Annotated in this window: 16 protein-coding genes and 1 pseudogene; 9 read left to right on the top strand and 8 right to left on the bottom strand. The window is 70.5% G+C overall.

Features of this window, described 5'->3' with window-relative positions:
* The coding region (locus JWN68_RS17875; protein ID WP_297741462.1) for a flavin reductase family protein at positions 1 to 207 on the top strand (207 nt) is incomplete at its 5' end.
* A 212-nt stretch (positions 208 to 419) separates the two neighbouring features.
* Here the strand turns inward: JWN68_RS17875 and JWN68_RS17870 are convergent.
* Positions 420 to 782, bottom strand: a complete 363-nt coding sequence (locus tag JWN68_RS17870; protein ID WP_297741460.1) for a hypothetical protein — start codon at positions 780 to 782, stop codon at positions 420 to 422.
* Here JWN68_RS17870 and JWN68_RS19470 point away from each other — a divergent pair.
* Positions 673 to 930, top strand: a complete 258-nt coding sequence (locus JWN68_RS19470; protein ID WP_366519832.1) for a hypothetical protein — start codon at positions 673 to 675, stop codon at positions 928 to 930. The two genes, JWN68_RS17870 and JWN68_RS19470, sit on opposite strands and share 110 nt — an antisense overlap.
* On the opposite strand, the gene JWN68_RS17865 is transcribed toward JWN68_RS19470, so the two are convergent.
* Positions 825 to 2,330 (bottom strand): sulfatase, encoded by a 1,506-nt coding sequence (locus JWN68_RS17865; protein ID WP_297741458.1) that lies wholly within the window; start codon positions 2,328 to 2,330, stop codon positions 825 to 827. The two genes, JWN68_RS19470 and JWN68_RS17865, sit on opposite strands and share 106 nt — an antisense overlap.
* A 49-nt stretch (positions 2,331 to 2,379) precedes the next feature.
* On the opposite strand from JWN68_RS17865, the gene JWN68_RS17860 reads away from it, so the two are divergent.
* Positions 2,380 to 3,114, top strand: a complete 735-nt coding sequence (locus JWN68_RS17860; RefSeq protein ID WP_297741455.1) for a hypothetical protein — start codon at positions 2,380 to 2,382, stop codon at positions 3,112 to 3,114.
* Here JWN68_RS17860 and JWN68_RS17855 read toward each other — a convergent pair.
* The gene (locus tag JWN68_RS17855; protein ID WP_297741453.1) at positions 3,102 to 3,731 is read right to left on the bottom strand and encodes a sulfotransferase family 2 domain-containing protein; all 630 of its coding nucleotides are present in this window, start codon (positions 3,729 to 3,731) and stop codon (positions 3,102 to 3,104) included. The genes JWN68_RS17860 and JWN68_RS17855 overlap by 13 nt on opposite strands.
* 97 nt (positions 3,732 to 3,828) lie before the next feature.
* Here JWN68_RS17855 and JWN68_RS17850 point away from each other — a divergent pair, with 97 nt between their 5' ends.
* Positions 3,829 to 4,305: an SRPBCC family protein gene (locus JWN68_RS17850; protein ID WP_297741451.1), complete on the top strand. Its 477-nt coding sequence runs from the start codon at positions 3,829 to 3,831 to the stop codon at positions 4,303 to 4,305.
* A gap of 1 nt (position 4,306) precedes the next feature.
* On the top strand, positions 4,307 to 5,350 hold the full coding sequence (locus JWN68_RS17845) for an NAD(P)H-binding protein (protein ID WP_297741449.1): 1,044 nt from the start codon (positions 4,307 to 4,309) through the stop codon (positions 5,348 to 5,350).
* A 4-nt stretch (positions 5,351 to 5,354) separates the two neighbouring features.
* Here JWN68_RS17845 and JWN68_RS17840 read toward each other — a convergent pair whose 3' ends face one another.
* On the bottom strand, positions 5,355 to 7,415 hold the full coding sequence (locus tag JWN68_RS17840) for a M3 family metallopeptidase (protein ID WP_297741447.1): 2,061 nt from the start codon (positions 7,413 to 7,415) through the stop codon (positions 5,355 to 5,357).
* 88 nt (positions 7,416 to 7,503) lie between these two features.
* Between JWN68_RS17840 and JWN68_RS17835 the strand changes: the two genes are divergently transcribed.
* On the top strand, positions 7,504 to 8,589 hold the full coding sequence (locus tag JWN68_RS17835) for a beta-eliminating lyase-related protein (RefSeq protein WP_297741445.1): 1,086 nt from the start codon (positions 7,504 to 7,506) through the stop codon (positions 8,587 to 8,589).
* 57 nt (positions 8,590 to 8,646) lie between these two features.
* Here JWN68_RS17835 and JWN68_RS19465 read toward each other — a convergent pair.
* Positions 8,647 to 8,874, bottom strand: a pseudogene (locus tag JWN68_RS19465) (GrpB family protein); the annotation flags it as partial.
* A gap of 194 nt (positions 8,875 to 9,068) precedes the next feature.
* Between JWN68_RS19465 and JWN68_RS17830 the strand changes: the two are divergent.
* Entirely contained in the window at positions 9,069 to 9,785 is a 717-nt protein-coding gene (locus JWN68_RS17830) for an SMI1/KNR4 family protein (protein ID WP_297741443.1), read from the top strand.
* Here the strand turns inward: JWN68_RS17830 and JWN68_RS19460 are convergent.
* Positions 9,716 to 10,084, bottom strand: coding sequence for a hypothetical protein (locus tag JWN68_RS19460; RefSeq protein WP_366519831.1), 369 nt, complete (start codon positions 10,082 to 10,084; stop codon positions 9,716 to 9,718). The genes JWN68_RS17830 and JWN68_RS19460 overlap by 70 nt on opposite strands.
* Positions 10,081 to 10,821, bottom strand: a complete 741-nt coding sequence (locus JWN68_RS17825; RefSeq protein WP_297741441.1) for a DUF222 domain-containing protein — start codon at positions 10,819 to 10,821, stop codon at positions 10,081 to 10,083. Before JWN68_RS17825 ends, JWN68_RS19460 begins: the two co-directional genes overlap by 4 nt.
* Positions 10,822 to 11,355: 534 nt before the next feature.
* Between JWN68_RS17825 and JWN68_RS17820 the strand changes: the two genes are divergently transcribed.
* Positions 11,356 to 13,113 carry an aldehyde dehydrogenase family protein gene (locus JWN68_RS17820; protein WP_297741439.1) on the top strand — a complete coding sequence of 586 codons (1,758 nt, stop codon included), beginning with the start codon at positions 11,356 to 11,358 and terminating at the stop codon, positions 13,111 to 13,113.
* Between the two features lie 167 nt (positions 13,114 to 13,280).
* Here JWN68_RS17820 and JWN68_RS17815 read toward each other — a convergent pair whose 3' ends face one another.
* On the bottom strand, positions 13,281 to 13,454 hold the full coding sequence (locus JWN68_RS17815) for a putative quinol monooxygenase (RefSeq protein WP_297741437.1): 174 nt from the start codon (positions 13,452 to 13,454) through the stop codon (positions 13,281 to 13,283).
* 129 nt (positions 13,455 to 13,583) lie between these two features.
* Here JWN68_RS17815 and JWN68_RS17810 point away from each other — a divergent pair, with 129 nt between their 5' ends.
* A complete protein-coding gene (locus JWN68_RS17810) occupies positions 13,584 to 14,054 on the top strand; it encodes a hypothetical protein (protein ID WP_297741434.1) in 471 nt (156 codons plus the stop codon).
* Positions 14,055 to 14,226 lie beyond the last annotated feature (172 nt).

Raw genomic sequence — 14,226 nt, 5'->3', positions numbered from 1 at the left:
GAGGACAAGTTCGCTGATGTCGCCTGGACCCCGAGCAGGACGACCAGGTCCCCGGTGCTCGACGCGACGGTCGGCCACGTCGACTGCACGGTCGAGGTCATCCACGAGGCGGGGGACCACTACCTCGTCATCGGCAGGGTCGTCGACATGGCCGTCGGTGCGGCAGAAGAGCCGTTGTTGTACTACCGCGGGGCCTACCGCACGTAGGTCGCGGGAAGGGACGTCGACAGGGTCAGATCTGGCGTGGTGCGACGTGACGCGTGGGGTGGTACTCAACCGAGCCATGGCGGCACCGCCGCTGTCACCAGCATCTCGCCGCTCTCGCCGCTCACGTTCGCCGTCAGTCCGGTCTTCGCCGCGGTGCGGTCAACTCGGAGTGGTACACCCTCACTCCGGGCCGCTTCGAGTCCGACATGAAGTCAGCCCTGCACGAGGGTGACTCCGAGACGCTCGACGTCTACGCCGCCAACATCGGCGACGGACTCCTCGGCTGGGCGTACTTCCCAGGGACGTACAACGGGGGTGCCGGTGGCACCAAGGACGGCGTCGTGATCCTCGACGAGTCCATGCCCGGAGGGACCGCAGGCAAGTACGCCCTCGGTGACACCCTGACGCACGAGGTCGGGCCACTGGCTGATGCTCGAGCACACCTTCGACGGCGGCTGCTCGACCATGGGCGACGGCGTCGCCGACACTCCGGCCGAGGCGGCGCCGCAGTTCGACTGCCCGGTCGGCGCCGACACCTGCGACGCGCCCGGTCTGGACCCGATCAACAACTTCATGGACTACACCCAGGACTCCTCCATGAACATGTTCACCCCGGGTCAGTCCGGTTGGGGCAGCGCCGGCACCAGCGTGCGGCACGTCGCGCCGTCGCAGTCCTGGAGCTTGTTGAGGTATGCCGCAAGCGCGCGCCGGACGCGACGGTAGGCCGGGTCGGTCGCCAGGTTGGTGACCTGGAACGGGTCGGCGTCGCGGTCGTAGAGCTCGACGAACCGCGGTGCCTGCCACCGGACCAGCGTGTAGCGCTTGGTGCGGACCCCCCGCCACTTCCAGGCAGTCGCCTCGTCGTCCTTGCTGGACCCCGCCTGGAGCAACAGGCCCCGGTCACGCTGCGCGCGGTCCTTGACGGCGTAGCCGAGAAGACTGCGACCGTCGATCTCGACCATGGGCTCAGCCTCGGCGAGCTCGGCGATGGTGGGCGCGAGGTCGACCATGGCCACCGTCTGTCGACGACGCTCCCCGGCATCGATCTTCGGCCCGCGCATCACGAGCGGTACCCGGATCGCCTCCTCGTAGGGGACGTTCTTGCCGACGAGCCGGTGCTCCCCGAAGAGATAGCCGTTGTCGCTCGTGAACATGACCACCGTGTTGTCGAGGGTGCCGGCGGTCTCCAGCGAGGTCACGATCGCTGCGACCGCCTCGTCCAGAGCGGCGAGGGTGCGCAGGCGCTGGGTGAAGAGGGTCTGCTGGGCAGCCGGGTCCACGAGGGCGGCCCGCTGGATGTCCGTGCGCTTGTCGCTGACGTCCGTCTCGTTGAACGACGGACTGTCGAGCGAGGGCAGCGCCACGTCGGCGAACAGGTCGGCGTGGCGGTCTGCGGCCGGTGGCGGACCCGAGCAGTCCGCCTCGGTGTTGCCCTGACAGGTGCCGTGCGGGGCGGTGAAGCTGGACCACAGGAAGAACGGCTCGCGCTGCGCGCTGAAGTCGGTGACCAGCGCAGACGACTGCTGGGCCACCACGTCGGTGTAGTAGTCGGCCTCGGTGAACTGGACCAGGTTGCCGTTGTCGTACTGCACGAACGAGCGGTAGTCCGACAGGGTGCCGACCATCGGCTTCCACTGGTCCCAGCCGCGCTCGATCCCGTCCGCCTGGTCGTAGCCGTGCATGTACTTGCCGACGAACCCGGTGCGATAGCCGGCGTCCTGGAGCCACACCGGCAGCGCGGTCGTGGGGTCGAAGCCCTCGTGCCCACCCCAGGGCGGAGAGTTCGTCCGGACGCCGTTGTTGTGGGCGTACTGCCCGGTCAGGATCTGCGCGCGCGCCGGGCAGCAGTTCGGGTGCGGGGCGATCATGTTGGAGAAGGTGACGCCTGCCCGCCCGAGCAGCTTGCGCGTCTGGGGCATCCACTTCAGCTCGAGCTTCGTCTGGTCGTCGGAGGTGATGAGGACGATGTTGGGCTGGTCCCCGACGTCCACGCCCGAGGTCGACGGCGGCGGTTTCGGCGCGACCGTGTCGTCGGCGCGACCGAGCCCGCACCCCGACAGCGTCACGGCAAGCAGGAGCGCGACAGCCACCGTGGACGAGGCATGCGAGCGCGGACGAGACACGACCCAACCCTAACGGGGCCGCGAGAGGGGTCTGACATGATCGGTCGCCATGATGGCCTTCCCCGCACACGGCTTCGTGCTGCTGGCCATGCCCAAGTGCGCCTCGACCTCCATCGAGGCGGCACTGTCGCCGTACGCCTCGCTCGTCATCGACCGCCCGCCCAGCCGCAAGCACCTCGGGTGCAGGGGGTTCGCCAAACGGGTTGCGCCCGGTCTGGCGGCGGAAGGTCACCCACGCGAGAGCTATGAGCTCGTGACGATGTTCCGGGAACCCGTGGCCTGGCTGGAGTCGTGGTGGCGCTACCGGTTCCGTCTCGACGGCGAGATCGACAACTCCACCCAGGACCTGACGTTCGAGGACTACGCACGGCGGTACGTCGACGGCGACCCGACGGCGCCCACGCCGCGCGGGCGCCCGGGTCAGTTCCTCACCGTCGACGGGCGGGTGGAGGTGGACCGGGTCTTCGCGGTCGAGCGCCCCGACACCTGGATGCCGTGGTTCGGGTCGCGGCTCGGCGCGGACCTCACCTTCGAGCGGCGCAATGTCTCCCAGGTCTCCCAGGTCTCCCAGGGCTCCCGGCGGGTGACGCCTGAGCTCTCGGAGGCCACCCGGTCCGAGCTCATCGACTACTTCGCGCCGGAATACGCCGTCCAGTCACGCTTGGCCGAGACGGGCCAGTGGGCCGGGGCCCGGGGCACGCCCCTCGCCGTACCAGCGCGGCCGCGCAAGAACCCGAACGCGAGGGACCGGCACGCCCAGGACCGGGAGCCTCAGAAGTCGTAGCCGAACGCCTCGACGTCTCGCGCGTAGACCTCGCCGACCCGGTCGCGGGCGGCAGGGGAGTAGTAGTCGCGGTAGGAGCCGTGCGAGGTGGTGTTGCGACGCGGGATCGCCGTGACCGGCAGCCCGAGCTCGCGCTGGACCCGCGCCATGTCGTCGGCGAGCGACTCGGTCCGGCCGATGAAGTCGGCGCGCTGGTCACCGTCGACCAGGTAGTCGACCTGGGGCATCGCCAGCCGGTCGAGCTCGGCGGTGCCGCGCACGATGAACTCCTCGAAGTCGGCATAGTCCGCGGCCGCGCGCCACAACGGGTTGCCGTCCCGCGTCGAGCCCCACTGGCCGTCCTGGGGACGACCCGAGGCAGGTCCCCAGCGGTGGTTCCAGGTCTCGATCATGGAATACCACGACACCATCCGGGCCCACGGGTTGCGGACGAAGCCGAAGGACCAGTAGCTCTCGAGCTCGGGGTGGCGGGCCAGGATCCGGCGCAACCGCGCGTGCCGCTGCTTGTCGACCGAGCGGGCGTCCGGGCACACGTCGCGGAGCAGCTGCTCGACCGACGCCCCGCCGGTCTTCGGGATGTGGACGAAGAGCATCCGGCGTTCGTCGGAGATGAGCACGGTCACAGGCTAGTGCTCGATTCTTGGCGACCGCTCGCGGCGCCCGGTCCCTGTGCCCGGTCCCTGTGCTCGGGGTGGCGCTGTCTAGGCTCGGGACGTGAACCGCTTCCGAGCTCGCACGACGTCCACGGCCAGGCTGCGCTCCTCGCCGGAGCAGGTCTGGGGCGTGCTGACGGACCCGGAGCTGTTGCCGGTCCTGACTCCGTACCTCCAGCGCATCGAGGTGCACCCCGCCTCTGACGGCCCGGACCGCTGGACGTGGCACCTGACGCACATCCCGGTGATGAGTGCGACGGTCATGCCGGTCTTCACCGAGGTGATGACCTTCGAGAAGCCGACCCGGATCGTCTTCGCCCATGACCCGGCGAAGACCGAGGAACGGACCGGCGTCGAGGGCAGCTACGTGCTGGCGCCCGACGGGACCGGCACCCGGGTGGCCATCGACCTCGAGATCTGGTGCGACCTGCCGTTGCCGAGGCTGTCACGGATCGCCGTCCAGACCGTGATGCACGGCGTCGTCGCGGCCATGGGCAAGCGCTTCGCCACCAACATGGTTCGCCACCTGGGGGAGTGAGATGAGGATCCTGGTGCTCGGCGCCACCGGCTACGTCGGATCGCGCCTCGTCCCTGCACTCCTGGACGCCGGCCACACGGTCGTGGCGGCCTCGTCGTCCGTGCCGGTCCCCGAGCGGTTCGCCTGGGGGTCGGCCGTCGACTGGATGCAGTGCGACGTCACCTCGGCCCTCGACGTGGGTGCTGCACTCGTCGACGTCGACGCGGTCTGCTACCTCGTGCACTCGATGAGCGGCCGGGAGTTCGCGGGGAGGGACCTGCTGGGCGCCGAGGTCGTACGCCGCGGTGTCGACGAGGCGGGCGTGTCGCGGCTGGTCTACCTCAGCGGACTGGTCCCGGACGTGCCGCGCGACGAGCTGTCCGCCCACATCACCTCGCGTCTCGAGGTGGAGGAGGAGCTGCTCCGCTCGACGGCCTCGGGCGTGGCCCTGCGAGCCGGAGTGATCATCGGCGCCGGGTCGACGTCGTTCGAGGTGATCCGGCAGCTCGGGTCGCTGCTCGTCGTCCAGCCGATCCCGTGGTGGCTGCGCTCGCGGGTCCAGCCCATCTCCGTGACCGACGCGGTCCGGGCGCTGGTGGAGGCGTTGTCCCCCGACTCGTCGCTGTCCGGATCCGTCGACATCGGTGGACCTGACATCCTTCGCTACCCGCGACTGCTCGCGGCCTACAGCCGAGCCGCGCGCCTCCTCCGGGTCCGGGTGCCGGTGTTCCTCGCACCGCCCATGGTGGTCGCGGCCGGCACGGCCGGGCTGGTGCAGGCACCGTTCTGGACCGTCAATGCCCTCGTGGACTCGCTGCGCCACGACATGGTCTGCCGTCGCGGCTCCACGTGGGTCCCCGCGTCAGGTGGCGAGCTCATGGGTGTCCACCAGGCGATCCGGCGAGCCGTCGACGGCGTCGGTCTGGAGGGACCGCTGCCGAGCGACCCGGACTGGACGCGCCAGCGGACGCCGGTGCTCGACGCGTTGCGCGCACCCCGGACGGTGCGAGCCGGCGCCAGCCTCGCCTGGCACCGACTGCGCAGCCTGTCGCGAGGCTCTGACTGAGTTCCTACTCGGCGCCGATCCGCTTCAGCAGGGGCGCGAGGTCCGGGTCTGTCCCGCGGAAGGACCGGTAGGACTCCATCGCGTCGATTGACCCGCCCGGGGCGAGCAGGGTGCGCCGGAAGCGCTCGCCTGCTTCACGGCTCAGCCCGCCCTGCTCCTCGAACCAGGCCACGGTGTCGGCGTCCATGATCTCTGACCACAGGTAGGAGTAGTAGCCCGCCGAGTAGCCGCCACCGAAGATGTGGTGGAAGTACGTCGACCGGTAGCGCGGCGGCACCGGGGCATAGCCCACGCCCGCGCGCTCGAGGGCGGCGGCCTCGAACGCCTCGACTCCCTCCGGCCCGTCGGGCAGCTCCTCGGCAGGCGTCTGGTGCCACGCCTGGTCGAGGATCATCGCGCTCAGGCTCTCCGCATAGCGGAACGTCTGCTGGCCGGACTTCGCGCGCAGCTGCTCGACCCACTCGGCCGGCATCTGCTCCCCGGTCTCGTGATGCACGGCATAGTTCGCGAGCAGGCTCGGCTCGAAGGCCCAGATCTCGTTGACCTGGCTGGGGAACTCGACGAAGTCGCGGGGGACCGCCGTGCCGCTGCGGCTGGGGTAGCGGACGTCGGAGAACAGCCCGTGCAGGTCGTGGCCGAACTCGTGGAACAGCGTGATGACGTTGTCCCAGGTCAACAGGCTCGGGCTGCCTGGGGCGGGCGCCGCGAAGTTGCACGTGTTGGTGACCACGGGGGAGTCGTCGAGCAGGTGGCTCTGGTCGACGATGCTGGTCATCCACGCCCCGCCCTGCTTGGTCGAGCGGGTGTAGGGGTCGATCACGACCGCCCCGAGGTGGTCGCCCCTGTTCCCATCCACGCCGGCCTCGCGCACCTCGTAGACCCGTGCCTGCGGGGTGTAGCCGACCAGGTCCTCCCGGCGGTGGAAGGTGATGCCGTACAGCGCGGTGGCGGCGGCGAAGACGCCGTGGGTGAGGACGTTGTCGAACTCGAGGTAGGGGCGCAGAGCTCCCTGGTCGAGCTCTGCTTCGTGTTGCCGGAGCCTGCCGTCGACGTACGCCCAGTCCCAGGGCTCCAGGGTGGCGCCCGGCTCGATCTCGTCGAGGTGGGCCTGGAGCTGCTCGCCCCTGGAGCGGGCGAGGGCGAAGGCCGCCGGGCCGAGGCGACCGAGGATGTCGTTGACCGCCTGCGTGCTGCCGGCGCAACCGTTCTCGGCGGCGTACGCCGCGTGGTGCCGGTAGCCGAGGAGCAGCGCGCGCTCGTGGCGCAGCCGTGACATGGTGAGGAGCATGCCGCGGGTGTCGTGCTCGCCTGCCGTGAGTCCGCGGTCGGCGCTGGCGCGGAAGACGCGCTCGCGGGTGGCGCGGTGGTGCAGGTCGGCCAGGACGGGCTGCCCGGTCGTGTTGGTGATGGTGAGCAGCCAGCCGTCGCGGCCGGTCGCCTGCGCCGCCTCGCGGGCCGCGGCCACGTCGTCGGCGCCGAGTCCCGCGAGCCCGGCCTCGTCGGTGACCAGCACGCCCGCCGCGTTGCGACCGGCGACGAGCAGCTGGTCGAACCGGGTGGCGAGGGTGGCCAGCTCGGTGTTCAGCTCGCGGAGTCGCACCTTCGAGCCTTCGTCCAGGGCGATGCCGCCGCGTTCGAAGTCCTTGACGCTTTCGCTCAGCAGGTGCGCGTCCTGCGCGTCCAGGCTCACCTCACCGCGGTCGGCGCGCTCCTTGAGCTGTGTCAGGCGGGCGTAGAGCTGTTCGTTGAGCAGGATCGCGTCCTGGTGCTGGGCCAGCCTGGGTGCGATGTCCTCCTCGATCGCGTCGCGCTCGTCATTGGTGTCGGCGGCCTTGGCGACCCAGAAGGCGTTCATGGCACGCGTCAACAGGCTGCCGCTTCGCTCCCACGCCTCCAGGACGTTGGCGACGGTCGCCGGCTCGGTGTCCTTGGCCACCGCGTCCAGCTCGGTGAGGTGTTCGGCCATCCCCTGGTCGATCGCCTCGCGGAAGTCCGCGTCAGAGAGGTTGGCGTAGTCGGGCAGGCCGAAGGTCAGGGTCGACGGGCTCAGCAGCGAGTTGGTCATGTCGCCATCCAAGCAGCCACCCGTCGACGGCTGCTCCGACCCCGAAGCGGTGGCCCCAAGCGATGTCGTGGAGTGGCAGGCTGGGCCGATGCCCGACGACATGACCCGTTTCCGCGACCTCGCTGCTGCCTGCGATACGACCGTCTTCGGGCACCCGATCGAGGGACCGGGGCAAATCCTGCGGCGGCTCGCCGATCTCGCTGACGAGCTGGACGTCCCGTGGGACCAGTACGGCGCCCGCGGCCCGGTTGCCCTGCTGGAGGAGGAGCTCGAGGCGCTGTTCGGCAAACCAGCAGCCTTCTTCCCCAGCGGCGTGATGGCCCAGCAGTCCGCGCTGCGGGTCTGGTGCGACCGTGAGGGGACCAGCCGGGTGGCGATGCCGGACCTGTCGCACCTGCTGGTCCACGAGCAGGACGGACCTCGTCGCCTCCACGGGTTCCAGGTGGAGCACCTGACCACGGGCGCTGAGGTGGCGACCGCGTCAGCGCTGCACGGCGTCGTCGGTCGGCTCGGGGCGGTGCTGGTGGAGCTGCCGCTCCGGGACGCCGGCTGCCTGCTCCCCACGTGGCAGGAGCTGACAGACCTCTCGGCCGCCGCCCGACACCGCGGCGTACCACTTCACTTCGACGGCGCCCGGGTCTGGGAGTCGCAACCGTTCTGGGGGACGTCGCTCGCAGAGACAGCTGCACTGAGCGACAGCATGTACGTCTCGTTCTACAAGGGGCTCCGGGGGATCGCCGGAGCAGCGGTGGTCGGCCCGGAGGACTTCCTCGCGGAGGCGCGGGTGTGGCGGAGCCGGATGGGCGGCACGCTCTATCGCTCGACCCCGGAGGCGCTGGCTGCGCTGCTCGGGCTCCGTGACCTGCTGCCCCGGATGGCGGAGTGTCTCGCGTGGGCTCGGGCGCTGGCCGCGGAGCTGCCGGCCCACGGCATCACCGTCAACCCGGTGGAGCCACACACACCGACGTTCCTGCTGCACGCCGCGGGCACCGAGGACGCGGTCAACGAGCGGGTGCTCGGAGTGATGGAGCGCACGCGGCTTCGATTGACCGGTCCGTGGCGAGCGTCCCCCGAGCCCGGGCGGGTGGTGACGGAGGTGGCGGTTTCCACCCCGGCCCTCGAGCACGAGCCGCAACGCGTCGCGCAGCTGCTGGCCGAGATCGCCGTCGGCTGACTTCGCCGCGAGGACCCCGGTGAGTGGACCGAGATCCGTCTCGATGAGGGACACGACGCGCACCATCACGTCGATGCAGTCCTTGGCGGGCAGGCCGGGTACGGAGGTCGAACCGATGTGATCGATCGCGCTCGCTTCGGGAAGCATCCGGCCGAGCGTCGCTGTGAGTTGGGCGCCCCCCGCCGCCCACTCGGTTCTGTATGGAACAACCTCGACGAGCTGGGCAGTCGACTCGTCCGGGAATGGCACAGCGGGAGTCTCCCAGAGTGCGCGGCCTCGCGGCATGAGCGCCAAGATGGTCGCGTGCAGATGGTGACGGGCTTGGGCGCTCTGGTGGACGGGTCGTCGGCGCTCGAGGGTTTGGTGCTTCTGCCGATCCGCACGCTCGAGCGGTTCCGGGTTGGAGAGACCGACGCGGTGCTGGCTGCGACGTTTCTGGTGCTGGGGCCCGACGAGCCGGGCCGAGCATCGTGGTCCCCGTGGCCAAGGTCTGGTTCCAGCCTCGCAGCGACGTGGCTGGGGCCTTCGACGGCACGTTCAGCGACGAGGACGTCCCCGAAGGTCTCTCCGTCCCACCCGGGATGACGTTCGAAAAGCGGGAGCGTTGGTGGTCGAAGGCCGTCCTGATCCAGGCGTGGTTGCACCACGGGACGGCGACCAGGCAGGCGCTGCGTCCCGCCAGCCGGATCGAGGTTGCGGCCTGCGAGGAGAGGACCGAGATCACCCTTCCGCCCTCCTTGCGCACCTACCAGATGGCGCTGGGTGGCAGCGAAACGGCCGAGGAGATCCTTCCGCTCACCCCGAGCGGCCACGACGCTGTCGGACCTCTCCTTCACGTCTATCCGGGCATCCCGGATCTGCTGGAGACGCTGCCGGATCGCGCCGCCGTGCTCGAGCAGGTCGACTCGACGGTCGCCTTCGGGTCGTATCTGGGCAACGGCAGCTACTGGTGCTTTCACCGGGTCGACGGTTCGGTGTGGTACTTCGACCACGACGGCGGTCGCGAACCCGGCTGGCGTGGTGGTTCCCGCACTGCGGTCCTCACCAGGATGTTCGACGACGTCGACGAGTACTTCGACGCGCTGACCGTGATCGCGATCGGACGGGCGCACGAGGCTCTCGGCGGTCAGGACGCCAGCGAGGCCGAGCTGCGCCGCATGCTCGGGGACCAGCGGGTGTCGACCTGGCTGTACTGAGGAAAGGAATGTGCGCGGGCACGGCGTCGACAGCGCGCCACCGTGCCCTGTCCGACCCGGACCCGCTGCGCATGAGCGCTGCCCGCTGACGTCCTCGCGGCATTCCGGAACGAGCGTGGTCCGGCGTGCAAGCGGCGGGTACGGCCGAGGTCGAGCACCTCGGACTTCCCGCCCAGGACGGCAGGGATGATCCCCGCCTCGCAGGCCAGTCGCCGGGCCTGCCCTGCGCTGATCCGGGTGCCGGTGTCGATTGATGCGGCCTTGAGGCCTCCGGTGAGCGTCGCGAGGGACATCGTCACCACGGCTGTGGCCGAGACACCGCCGGACGAGGGGAGCCGGTCGGCGGGTAGTGCTCGATCCACTCGATGAGCGCCCACCCGAGTCGGGCGTGCAGTGGTCGCGAGTCAGCGTCGGGCGAGCCGACGGCATCCGGCCCGGCACTGGCGCGGGTGGGCGCAGCGATGGCCATCAGCTGCTTGCGGAACATCTCGGCGGTCGCGCTGGGGAGGGTGAACCGACCGGTCGAGGTGCCGTTGCCGTTGTCGCGCAGGGTGAGCGTGACCCGGCGATCTGCAACGGCTTCCTCCGCCGCCAGGGCGTTGGCCTCGGCAGCTTCGCCCACGTCGGGGGCCACGACGTCCAGGATCCGACGGCCGAGCAGCCGCAACGCCTTCGCGTCGGGGTCCTTGGCCAGGACCAGGAGATGGTCCACCGCGTAACCCTTCAACGTCGCGGGCGCCGCGGCCATCAAGGGGAGCTCCTCGGGTGAGGACGGGATCTCCTCGACGGCGTGGATGATCGCGGACGCCTGGTCGGCGTGGATCTCCCCGCCGGCCAGCGCCGCCTGGACCGGGGCGTACAGCTCGCCGCTCATCAGCCTCCCGAACCGGGTCAGCCGGTTGGCCTCGGGTCGGGTCAACAACGATCGTCGCGCCCACCACTGCCCGGTGTGTCGAGCGCCGATCGAGTCCCCGAGGCTGCGCCGGTCAGCCTCCCCGACCGCGGCCGTCACCGCGCCGGCGCTCCGATCGGCCAAGCGGGTCGCGGCGTCGAGCAACCGGGTCAGTCGTCGTCGAACAGAGTCGCCGGCGAGAGCGAGAACAAGGCGTCGTACGCCGTCTCGAGCTGCGCTATCGCAGCGGACAGGACCGGCGACGGGGCGTCGGGATGCCAGGAGCACGCCACTGCTCGTTGTCGGTCATCGGTCCTCCTCCCCACGCCGCCAACGGCCGGATCCCGGACGATCGTCCGGGTCACAGGCAGCGGGGTGGAGGCTGAACGAGTCAGAGAACGATGACCACTGTCTGGCATCAATCGTACGCCCGTTCGAGTCTTGACCGAAGGCCACTTGGCCCCCTTTGTGGACAGTCGGGACAGCTCGACGCGGCAAGGCACCCGACGCGATCACGGCTGGCCCACCTAGGGGCGCGGTACCCCCGCGACCCAACCCTGTCCACCGCGGACGCCCGCGACGCGACCGCCCCGGGGTGATACTGGGAGAAGGACCGTGACCGTGAGACCTCGCCGAGGGGCCAGACCACGATCCCGCAGCACCCCGATGAGGAGCGCCATGACCACGCACTCGAACGCCCCGATCTTCGCCCCCGCTCCGAAGGGCGATCTGTCAGCCGAGGAGCGAGCACGCCTCGACGGCATCGTGGCGGGCATGGAGGAAGGCGAGTCGCGCTGGGCGGCGATGCCCCTGTCGGCGCGCGTGGAGCTGCTCGCTGAAGTCCACAGCAGTGTCGCCGCCGCCGCTGACGACTGGGTGGCCGGCGCCGTACGCGCCAAGGCCCTGGACGCCAGCTCGCCCCTGGTGGGCGAGGAGTGGATCTCGGGGCCCTACTGCACCCTGACCGCGCTGCTCGCCCTGCAGCACTCGCTCTCTGCCCTGGCCGCTGGCAACAGCCCCATCGGTGGGAAGAAGCTCGGCACGGCCCCCGGCGGGCGGGTGAGCGTCCCGGCCCTGCCGTCCAACCACTTCGAGCACCTCCTGCTGCACGGCTTCACTGCGGACGTGTGGATCAGGCCCGGGGTCTCCAAGGCCCAGGTGCGATCGCACGCGGGGCTCGGAGCACGAACCCCGTCCGACACTTCCGGGGTCGGCCTGGTCCTCGGGGCCGGCAACATCACCTCGATCGCCCCACTCGACGTCCTTTACGAGCTCGTGGCCCACAACCGCGTCGTCGTCCTCAAGCTCAACCCCACGCTGGACGAGCTGCTCCCGGCCTACGAGGCGGCCTTCGCCCCGCTGATCGACCTCGGACTGCTCGCCATCGTCGTGGGTGGCGGCGACGTGGGCGGCTACCTCGCGCAGCATGACGGCATCTCGCACGTGCACATCACCGGAAGCGCGGCCACCCATGACCTCATCGTGTGGGGAAGCGGCCAGGACGCCGCCGAGCGGCGGGCGGCAGGGACACCGCTGCTCGAGACGCCGATCACGAGTGAGCTCGGTGGCGTCTCGCCGATCATCGTGGTGCCCGGCGACTGGTCCAAGGCGGACCTCGTCTACCAGGCCCAGCACGTCGCGACCCAGCGCCTGCACAACGGCGGCTACAACTGCATCGCCGGACAGGTGGTCGTGCTGAGCAGCGAGTGGCCGCAGCGCGACGACTTCGTCGAGCAGCTTCGGATCGCGATGGACCAGGCACCCGGCCGCGAGGCCTGGTATCCCCGCAGCGGCGAGCGCGTCGCCGCCGCGGCCGCGGCGTACGTCGACGCCGAGCGGCTCGGACCGGACGGGGGACGGCTGTTCGTCGACGCCCGCGACTCCGACGCCGCGTCGGTCGTCACGACCACCGAGTACTTCTCGCCCGTGCTCGGTGTCGTCGACGCGCCAGGCACCGGTCAGGTCTTCCTCGACGCTGCCGTCGATCTCGTCAACCACGACTTCGTCGGCACCCTAGGCGCCAACGTGCTCGTCGACCCGTCGACCCTGAAGGCTCTGGGTGGCGGGTTCGAGGACGCGATCGCGCGACTCGAGTACGGCACCGTCGGCATCAACGCCTGGACGGGAGTGGGCTTCCTCACCGCCAACGCCGCGTGGGGCGCCTTCCCCGGTCACACCCTCGCCGATGTGCAGAGTGGCATCGGCGTGGTGCACAACGCGTTGCTGCTCGCCGACGTCGAGCGCACCGTCGTACGCGGCCCGTTCCGCCCCTTCCCTCGGTCGGCTGCTGGCCGCGAGTTCGCCCTCAGCCCCAAGCCGCCGTGGTTCGTCTCGGCCCGCAGCGCGCGAACGACCGGCAAGCTCCTGACGCGCTTCGCGGCCAACCCTTCGTGGGCCAAGCTCCCGCGCATCTTCGGGTCGGCTTTCAGGGCCTGAGTGCGGGACGAAGGGAGTTCGTCCTCCCCTGTCGAATGTCTGTGAGCTCAGCCCACGGGCGTCAGCGGGTGGATCGCGACATCGCCGCTGAGCCCGTCCCCGGCGGCCGCGAACGCGGCAGCGACATGCGGAGTCGCCATGTGCGCCTCGAGCGATGCCGCGTCGCGTCACCGCTCGACGGTGACGAACGTGCCAGGGACGCTTCCCGACTCGTAGAGGTCGTAGGCCACGCACCCGTCTTCGGCCCGCGTTGCCTCGACAAGTTCCTGCAGTGCAGCGCGGACCTGGTCGGCGGCCTCGGGCTTGGCTGGGATGGTGGCGACGACCTTGAGATCAGTCACGGTGCAGTCCTTTGCAGTGGGGTGCGCGGTGGGGGAGTTCAATGTGCGCTGTCGACGCGGTTCTCGCCATGGGGTCGTTCGCGGCGCAGCAGCACGCCCTCCTGCGCGATCGAGTGCGAGGATATGTGGATGAGCTGGGGAGATGTCTGGGTCAACGGCGACAAGGTCCGACCCGGCATCGACGCCACTGGGCCACAGGCGCCGTGGATCCCGGCCGGTGTCATCTCGTCGGAGGAGCGGGCGTTCGTCGAAGCGACGCAGCTGCTGCGGAGGACACGCGGCGCGCACGCCCGAGCGGTCGAGTTCGACCTCCAGGTCACGTCGTCCGCCGTGAGCAGGGAGCGCCCCGGCACGGGAACGGCCCTCGTCGGCTTCGAGCCGGACGGGTTGTGGCTCGCGGTGGACGTGACTCCGGCGGGGAGCCTCGCGGAGGAGGCTCGCTTCGTGGTGTTCACGCAGCGCGTGCACGTCGTTGCCGGGGCCGGGCGGGCCGCCGAGCGTGGTAGGACAAGCCGCCCTCGGGCGACCATCCCGCTTCGCGGTCGCGCGCGATCCCGGGAGAGCGCCCTCGAGTGGGGTCACCGGGCGGCTCGGGACTGACCGAGGGAGCTGGCGGCGAGGTGGCCGACTGGATCCGACAGACCCCGCGGGCTCCAGGCGTGGTGCTGGCTGGCAAGGACTTGGGCCGACGTGCGCGTTGCGATTGTCGACGTAGGCGTGGGGAGGCCGGACGCTGGGCCGTTGGGGACGCGGGCATTCGCGGCGCAATGAC

Origin of the sequence: Nocardioides sp., assembly GCF_025964975.1 — a bacterium.
Lineage (GTDB): Bacteria > Actinomycetota > Actinomycetes > Propionibacteriales > Nocardioidaceae > Nocardioides.
Note: the sequence above shows the minus strand (reverse complement) of the source record. Positions and strands in the feature narration are given on the sequence as shown.

What these genes read in the sequence shown, in the direction of transcription:
- JWN68_RS19470 (WP_366519832.1), top strand. Translation starts at nt 673, where the DNA reads ATGGGCGACGGCGTCGCCGACACTCCGGCCGAGGCGGCGCCGCAGTTC.
- JWN68_RS17870 (WP_297741460.1), bottom strand. Translation starts at nt 782, where the DNA reads ATGAAGTTGTTGATCGGGTCCAGACCGGGCGCGTCGCAGGTGTCGGCG.
- JWN68_RS17860 (WP_297741455.1), top strand. Translation starts at nt 2,380, where the DNA reads ATGATGGCCTTCCCCGCACACGGCTTCGTGCTGCTGGCCATGCCCAAG.
- JWN68_RS17845 (WP_297741449.1), top strand. Translation starts at nt 4,307, where the DNA reads ATGAGGATCCTGGTGCTCGGCGCCACCGGCTACGTCGGATCGCGCCTC.
- JWN68_RS17840 (WP_297741447.1), bottom strand. Translation starts at nt 7,415, where the DNA reads ATGACCAACTCGCTGCTGAGCCCGTCGACCCTGACCTTCGGCCTGCCC.
- JWN68_RS17835 (WP_297741445.1), top strand. Translation starts at nt 7,504, where the DNA reads ATGCCCGACGACATGACCCGTTTCCGCGACCTCGCTGCTGCCTGCGAT.
- JWN68_RS17820 (WP_297741439.1), top strand. Translation starts at nt 11,356, where the DNA reads ATGACCACGCACTCGAACGCCCCGATCTTCGCCCCCGCTCCGAAGGGC.
- JWN68_RS17810 (WP_297741434.1), top strand. Translation starts at nt 13,584, where the DNA reads ATGAGCTGGGGAGATGTCTGGGTCAACGGCGACAAGGTCCGACCCGGC.